This window comes from Kitasatospora sp. NPDC101155 (assembly GCF_044768305.1).
Classification (GTDB): Bacteria; Actinomycetota; Actinomycetes; order Streptomycetales; family Streptomycetaceae; genus Kitasatospora.
Genome location: NZ_JBIWPN010000014.1, coordinates 1 through 6912, shown reverse-complemented (window position 1 = coordinate 6912; position 6912 = coordinate 1). Strand labels below are relative to the sequence as shown.

Below are 6912 nucleotides of genomic sequence, written 5' to 3'. Positions count from 1 at the left end.
CACCAGCACCAGCAGTAACCCGACCACCAGCACCAGCAGTAACCCGACCACCAGCACCAGCAGTAACCCGACCACCAGCACCAACCCGAAGACCGGCGCCGCGACCACGACCAGCAGTAACCCGACCACCAGTACCAGCAGTAACCCGACGACCAGCTCTAACCCGAAGACCGGCGCGGCCTCTACGACCAGCAGTAACCCGACGACCAGCAGCAGTAGCAACCCGACCACCAGCAGTGGTGGCGCGGCCTCTACGACCAGCAGTAACCCGACGACCAGCAGCAGCAGTAACCCGACCACCAGCAGTGGTGGCGCGGCCTCTACGACCAGCAGTAACCCGACGACCAGCAGCAGCAGTAACCCGACCACCAGCAGTGGTGGCGCGGCCTCTACGACCAGCAGTAACCCGACGACCAGCAGCAGCAGCAACCCGACCACCACTGGTTAGTTGTTGCGATTCGTCCGGCTGGGGGTGAAAGTGAAGGGGATAATCGTCGAACTGGGTGGTAAAGAGAAACGGGGTACGAGATGAGGCCACCTCGGACCAGGCCGGCGGAGGAGAGAGCTGGGCGCCAAGGCGGCACATCCGATGCCTCGCTGATCTCGCGCCTGGTAATCGCACTGACGGTGGCAGCTGTCGCCGTCGGTGCCTTTGTCCACTTGGGGATGGTGTTCTTGAGCCTCGCCCCGTCCAACACGTTCTCCGCACAGAATGCGGCGGCGATCAACGGTTATGTCTCTCATGAGTTCGAGCAGAGCTGGAGGCTCTTCGCCCCCAACCTGCCGCTGGAGAACACCGACGTCCAGGCCCGCGCCGTGGTGCTGAAGCCGGATGGCACCACGCAGATCACCGGCTGGACCGACCTGACAGCGATGGATGAGGCGCGGATCCACCATAATCCGTTCCCCAGCCACACCAAGCAGAACGAGCTGCGAGCCGCCTGGACTTTCTACAGGTCCTCGCACGACGGCCAGGACCAGCCCATCGGGCTGCGCGGCTACCTCTCGCAGGAGTACGTGCGGCGCATAGCGGCCCACCGATTCGGTCAGCACCCCAATGGCGGCACGGTGCAGCTCGTCCAGGTGCGTAGCGCGACCATGCCGATCGGCAGTCCGCCGTGGGGCAGCCCGAAGTCGGACACCGACACCGCGACCAGCTACAACGAGATGCCCTGGTGGGGCGTCAGCAACGAGGACTTCACGTGAGCGGCCCCCACCGACCCGTCGCGTCCGCCGGGGGAGCCGCCCCCGTCCCGTCCCCGTTCGCCGGGCTGCTGCAAAGCATGAGTGCGGCTCTCACCCGCGGTTTGGCCCGGATCACCGGCGGCGCCGTTTTCCCGTATCAGTCGGCCGTGATCAGGATTGGTTTCTCGCTCACCTGGCTCGCTTTCCTGCTGCGCGAATGGGTGAATCGCGATGAGCTCTACGGGCCCGACAGTCCATGGAGCTGGCAGATGGCACGCCAGCTGAACGCGGCCAACCACGCCTTCACCGTGCTGATGTGGTCCGACAGCCCACGGTGGTTCGAAGTGGTGTACGCCGCGGCGATCGCCGCCGCAGTGATGCTGTTGGTCGGGTGGCGGACCCGGACCGCATCGTTACTGTTCATGGTCGGCGTGCTGGCGCTGCAGAACCGCAGCGTCTTCGAGGGTGACGGCGGGGACAACGTCATCCATGTCATGGCGGTCTACCTGGTGTTCACCCGGTGCGGCCAGGTCTGGTCGCTCGACGCGCGCCGGGCGCGGCGGATCCCGTCGGACGGCCGCGACGTCGTCGGCATCGTGATGTGGGCGTTGTTCGCCGCCGTGCTGACACTGGTCACCGTCCTGGACAAGCTGAGCGCGGGGTGGGCGCTGGTCTTCTGGGGCGCGCTGGCCGGTCAGGCCGTCTGGTGGCTGGTGCGGCGCTACGCGCCCGGCGAGCCGCGGTCGGTCGTGGAGATGACCGGCAATGTGGTGCATGCAGGGGCGATGTTGGTGATCGCTGTCCAGGTGTGCTTCATCTACGCGACCGCTGGCTGGTACAAGATCCAGGGCCCGCAGTGGGAGAACGGCACCGCCCTCTACTACGCGCTCCATCTCAACGACTTCACTCCGTGGCCCGGGCTGTCGCACGCCCTGGCCGGCAGCGGGCTGCTGGTCATGCTGATCACCTATGGCACGGTGATCTTCGAGAGTGCATTCCCGTTCGCGCTGATCAACCGGCATGTCAAGAACGTGCTGCTGCCGATGATGATGTGCGGGCACGTCGGGATCGGTTTCATTTTCGGCCTGCCGTTCTTCGCACTCGGGATGATCACCGCCGACGCGCTCTTCCTCCCCACCTCATTCCTGCGCTGGGTCGGCGATCGGATCGGGCGCACGCTGCAAGCCGCGCGCGCCAGCGGGAGGGCAACGTGCGCAGAGCAGACTCCGCCGACACCTTGATGACCGCCGCGAGATCATGCGTAGACGGACATCATCCCTCCAGCACCCCGTGCCCATGTGGCACCACCGTGGGCTGACCAGCCGGGCACTGGTCAGCCGCCCGGCCCGCTCACCCAAGGCCGCTGGTGTGTCCACCGGATCGGCTGGCTGATCGCCCCAGCGCTGTGCCACACCAGCGAGCTGAAGCTGATCCAGCCCGCCCGCGCCTGATGTCCCGAGTCGACACCGCGCTTGGCGCCCTGTTCGCCAAGTACCCCCTCGACGGGATCCCCGTCGACTTTGGCGCGCCGGCTATGGCGTGCCATCTAATGAACTTCGGCCTCATCGGCGATCCTGGCGGTCTCACCACGGAGGACATGACCGCATGACCAAACCCCGGTTGACCCAGCAAGAGCACATTGAGCTCGGCCGCGTCCTGGCCGGCATCCAGGATGAGATCCTGCGGCGGAGGGTCCGGCTCCTGAATGCGTACCCGAGGACCGGGCCGGAAGCTGTCCCTGCCGCCAAGCTCAAAGCAGCGATCCAGGCGCTCCGCGAGGCTCGGGACGAGCTTGAGAACGCGGTGTTCCGCGAGCACCCGGCCACGGCGTCGACCGGTGACTACTTCCCTGGCGAGGAGGACCGTGCGGTGATCGTTTCGCCGCGCAGGTCGTAGCTCCGATCTCACCAAGTGCCTGGTCAGGGGCTTGTCTCTGGTCGAGGACGAGCACCGGTTCGTCCTGCTGGTTCCTGCCAAGTTGATATAAATTAGACGTTGAACGGCTAAGCTCTGGGTGTCGCGTGATAAGCCCAGGCCATCCGAAACCGGGTCTAGTACGTCGGCGACGGCCCCTGACATCGGGCCGTAAGCAGCACGAAGGGCCGCCCAGCCTGCCAGCGAGAACGGCCCTCCGGCTTCCGCGAGAGCCCGACCTCGGTCGGGCTCTTTGCCGTCCGGCTACACCAGGCCGACCTCATGAGCCAGCACACCAGCCGTGACGCCAGCGAGAGCGATCGTCGCCCCCACCAGCACCCAGGTGGACCTGCACGTCCGCCTGGTCACCACAGCCAACTGCCTGGTCTCGTAGGTCAGCTCCTGCGTAGCCGCGACGAGCTGGTCGCGGCGCTCCTCCCGGACATGCTCGTCCATGGTGGAGCTCCCTCCCTCGTGCTGGCCGGATCATCCTGGCCGACGTCCGGTGGCCAACAGCCCGGGCGCCGGGGCGGATCATCCCGCTGCGGGAGGGACTTGAGTCTATAGCTCCTATAGGCCTTACCCGCCGTCAAAGCCGTTGCTTCCCGTTGCCTACCGTTGCGTCGAGAGCGTCGGGCCGTTGCGTCGTTGTTGCGTGCAGAATGCTGCGACCAGGCGATGTGGTCGCCACGGGCCACAGAAAGGCGGCCACCAGAGCACACGGCTCTGGCCACTTAGGACTTGTCCGGCCGATCATGTGGAGCCAGATGGCGAAGCGGGCCGTCTTGGCTGCACCGTGGATAGGTGGCAGCATTCACGTCATACCTTGCGGGACACCCCCGGTATTGCAAGTCTTAGGCGATGCATCACACGGGCTGTACGGAATGCTCCATGAAGCGGAATATCGGTTGCTGATTGCTGCAAGCATGACACATTCTCAGGTCGACTCTCTTTTCCGGTCTCTGGCGCAGGAGCCAGGGGTGACGGGGAGGGAACAGCATGAAGATCGTGAGACGCCTGACAAGTAGCGTTGCCGCACTCGGACTGGCCAGCGTGGGTGTCGTCGGCTTAGGAGCGACCTCGGCGCACGCCACCACGAACTGCATCCCAGCCAATACCGGCACCGATCTCGGGGCACAGGTGGACTTGTGCGTGTACACCTATAGCGGAGGTGCGCACCTGAGCTGGAGTATCGGCACCGAGTATTCGACGACGGACGAGCGCATGAACTTCACGCTCGCCTCCAACTGCTACAACGGCACTGCTAGTGTGAACGACTTCCAGAAGCACGCCGGCGACATCTGGGTGAACTGTGCCTCCGGGCCGTTCCAGGGGTCGTTCTAGTCGACGGAGGCCTCGCACGGGGTGACCGGCAGCGCCTCCACGGGCTGGTTCTACTAGGACTTGTCCGCCCGATCATGTGACTGTCGTCTGCCTTGCGCGTTGGTCTGGGCTGGGAGAACGCGGCCTGCGTCGCTGCGCGAGAACGTGCTGGTGACCGGTCTGCTCGCGAATGTGAGCAGACCGGCCACCAGCATCCGTTGCTACCGCTGCTGGGCGGGCCAGGGAACCGACGTCTCAGCCCCGACGGCGTAATCGATCTCGCCGCCCGCCAAGGCGTCAACCGCGCGTACACTCATACCTCGATCAGGAACTGGACAGACCGCGCCATGGTCCCGAAAGCGCCCGCACCTGCGCTTCTGGCCCTCGCGCTGGGCGAACGGCTCGGCCGCACGCTGTCACTCGACGAGATGGGGATGGCCGGCGCGCCCCCGATCACCATCGAAACCGGCTTGAATTTCCACAGAGACCCCGATCAGGCCCTGCACCTCGCGGCCGAGTATTGGAGCACAGTGGACCGCCGGAGCTTCGTCAAGGTCAGCCCCTTCGCCCTCACCGCCTACAGCGCCCCGGTCACCCGCTGGCTGGCCGTTCCCACCGACCCGCCGCTGCCCCGCGTCGGCGGACGCCGCGTCGGCCGCGCCGACCTCGACGACCTCCGGGCCGCGGCCGAAGAAGCCCGCCGCTGGGACTCCAAGTTCGGCGGCGGCAACTGGCGGACCTCCATGGTCACCGACTGCCTCAGCCAGCGCGCCGCCCCACTGCTGCGCGGCACCTTCACCGACAAGATCGGCACCGAGCTGTTCGCCGCCACCGCCGAACTCGCCCGCGTCGCCGCCTGGCACGACGTCGACATGGGCCACCACGCCAGCGCCCAGTCCCACTTCGTCCAGGCCCTACGCCTCGCCCGCGCCTCCGGCAACCCCGCCGCAGGCTCATACGTACTCGCAACCATGAGCCTGCACACCTATCTGCGGGGCTTCACGGACGAAGCCATCGATATGGCCGAAGGGGCCTACGAGCGCTCCAAACACGACGCCGCCGCGAGGGTGCTCGCCTTCGCCAAACTCGCCGAGGCTCGCGCCCACGGCCGAGCCGGCAACGCACCCGCCGCAGCCGCAGCCCTCATCCGCTGCGAACAACTGGTCGACGCCGCCGACACCGACCCGCGCGACCCCAACTGGCTCGCCTACCTCACCCAGGCCCGCGTCGCCGCCGACGCCGCCGAAATCTACCGCGACCTCAACCGCCCCACCGACGTCCTACGCTGGGACCAGCAGGTCGCCGCCATGCCAGAAGGCGTCTTCAGCCGCGCCGTCGGCATCCGCCAGACCGTCATCGCCACCGCCCACCTCCAACAGCGCACCCTCGAACCCGGCCTCGAAGCCGGCGAGCGCGCCCTCACCATCCTCAGCGGCGTCCACTCCACCCGCAGCCGCAGCTACCTGCGCACCCTCACCACCGCACTCGACCCCTGGCGCACTGAACCCGAGGCTGCTGACTATCTCCACCGGGCCGAGCGCGTCATCGCCGCCGGCTGAAGCTCGGGAACCCGCCAACGGTGGGCGTGTCTGTGCGGCCCGGACGGCCTCCGCTGGCCCATCGGGCGCCCCGTACCCGCCGCTCGCTGACTGGCGTCCGCCATTCGCCCGGCTTCTGCCGAGGTTCCTCAAGGGCCGCACCCGCAGGCCGGTGTTTGTCACCCACCACGGGCCGGGGCCGAGCCAGGTCGTCCTTGCCCCACCTCGGCGAGCAAGGCAGCGGGTCACTGCTACTGAACCTGGAAGCGCATGTCGGGGCCGCTTGCAGTAGTGGCTTTCTTCAAGCGGCACAGCGGGACTCGGCGCGGCGGAATGCCACGAGGAGGGGTATCGTCCCAGCAAGGCAGTTGTGGCATCGATTTGCGAACTCGCATTCGGCGGCTTTCCTCAGCAGGGAGAGGCCGACATGACCATACATAACGTCGTCCCAGGCAATGGCGCCGTATGGATTCGGTACAACATTAACTGGCAAGCGGAAGACCTTCATCATAGAGTCTTCTGGTGGGTTCTCGGGTAGCCCCGTTCCGCGCCTCTATTTGGTAGGCCACCAGGTCCGCTCTCGCGCGATGGGAGAAGGCTGGCCGTTAACCGCCGTCAGTGCCAAAGCCAGAAAGACTAAGACTATGAGCCCCGTCCGGCCCGCCAGGACTCCGTTGGGAAATTCGCAAACCGCTGATGAACAGTTGTCCGGGCTGCCATGATCGGCCTGTTCGTCGATCGAGGGTGGGACTGGGTGTCGTTGGAGTCGCGGGCTGATCACGGGGTGCCGGAGCTGACCGCACGGGTGGTGCGGGCCTCGTTCCCGAAGGGCACGTTGGCGGTCCGCATCCGTGAGACGCTCGGTCCGCTGTTCGAGGACCAATCCTTCGCCGAGGCGTTCCCCGCACGGGGTCGGCCCGCGGTCTCGCCGGGGGCGCTGGCACTGGTCTCG

At 66.6% G+C, this 6912-nt stretch carries 8 protein-coding genes and 1 pseudogene; 7 read left to right on the top strand and 2 right to left on the bottom strand.

The annotated features are described in order from the left end of the window. Positions 1-429, bottom strand: a 429-nt coding sequence (locus tag ACIRYZ_RS21830; protein ID WP_402946464.1) for a hypothetical protein, incomplete at its 3' end; no start/stop codon positions are given. Between the two features lie 237 nt (positions 430-666). Between ACIRYZ_RS21830 and ACIRYZ_RS21825 the strand changes: the two genes are divergently transcribed. The 4 genes from ACIRYZ_RS21825 to ACIRYZ_RS21810 all read left to right on the top strand — a co-directional run bounded on the left by ACIRYZ_RS21825 (position 667) and on the right by ACIRYZ_RS21810 (position 3081). Further along, complete coding sequence (locus tag ACIRYZ_RS21825) at positions 667-1206, top strand: DUF5819 family protein (protein ID WP_402946462.1); 540 nt, start codon at positions 667-669, stop codon at positions 1204-1206. Next, positions 1203-2426 carry an HTTM domain-containing protein gene (locus ACIRYZ_RS21820; protein ID WP_402946460.1) on the top strand — a complete coding sequence of 408 codons (1224 nt, stop codon included), beginning with the start codon at positions 1203-1205 and terminating at the stop codon, positions 2424-2426. The genes ACIRYZ_RS21825 and ACIRYZ_RS21820 overlap by 4 nt, the downstream gene beginning before the upstream one ends. Before the next feature lie 57 nt (positions 2427-2483). Further along, positions 2484-2636: a hypothetical protein gene (locus ACIRYZ_RS21815; RefSeq protein WP_402946459.1), complete on the top strand. Its 153-nt coding sequence runs from the start codon at positions 2484-2486 to the stop codon at positions 2634-2636. Positions 2637-2790: 154 nt separating this feature from the next. Then, positions 2791-3081, top strand: a complete 291-nt coding sequence (locus ACIRYZ_RS21810) for a hypothetical protein (protein ID WP_402946457.1) — start codon at positions 2791-2793, stop codon at positions 3079-3081. A gap of 282 nt (positions 3082-3363) precedes the next feature. On the opposite strand, the gene ACIRYZ_RS21805 is transcribed toward ACIRYZ_RS21810, so the two are convergent. Continuing rightward, positions 3364-3555 carry a hypothetical protein gene (locus tag ACIRYZ_RS21805; RefSeq protein ID WP_402946455.1) on the bottom strand — a complete coding sequence of 64 codons (192 nt, stop codon included), beginning with the start codon at positions 3553-3555 and terminating at the stop codon, positions 3364-3366. A gap of 543 nt (positions 3556-4098) precedes the next feature. Here ACIRYZ_RS21805 and ACIRYZ_RS21800 point away from each other — a divergent pair. From ACIRYZ_RS21800 to ACIRYZ_RS21790, 3 genes and pseudogenes are all read left to right on the top strand, one after another. Then, on the top strand, positions 4099-4443 hold the full coding sequence (locus ACIRYZ_RS21800; RefSeq protein ID WP_402946453.1) for a hypothetical protein: 345 nt from the start codon (positions 4099-4101) through the stop codon (positions 4441-4443). Positions 4444-4769: 326 nt separating this feature from the next. Further along, positions 4770-5981, top strand: coding sequence for a sporulation protein (locus ACIRYZ_RS21795; protein ID WP_402946451.1), 1212 nt, complete (start codon positions 4770-4772; stop codon positions 5979-5981). 733 nt (positions 5982-6714) lie between these two features. Beyond that, positions 6715-6912: pseudogene (locus ACIRYZ_RS21790) on the top strand (IS1182 family transposase); the annotation flags it as partial.

Excerpts from the sequence above, each read along its gene's own strand:
- ACIRYZ_RS21825 (WP_402946462.1), top strand. The coding sequence starts at position 667 with ATGGTGTTCTTGAGCCTCGCCCCGTCCAACACGTTCTCCGCACAGAAT.
- ACIRYZ_RS21810 (WP_402946457.1), top strand. The coding sequence starts at position 2,791 with ATGACCAAACCCCGGTTGACCCAGCAAGAGCACATTGAGCTCGGCCGC.
- ACIRYZ_RS21805 (WP_402946455.1), bottom strand. The coding sequence starts at position 3,555 with ATGGACGAGCATGTCCGGGAGGAGCGCCGCGACCAGCTCGTCGCGGCT.
- ACIRYZ_RS21800 (WP_402946453.1), top strand. The coding sequence starts at position 4,099 with ATGAAGATCGTGAGACGCCTGACAAGTAGCGTTGCCGCACTCGGACTG.
- ACIRYZ_RS21795 (WP_402946451.1), top strand. The coding sequence starts at position 4,770 with ATGGTCCCGAAAGCGCCCGCACCTGCGCTTCTGGCCCTCGCGCTGGGC.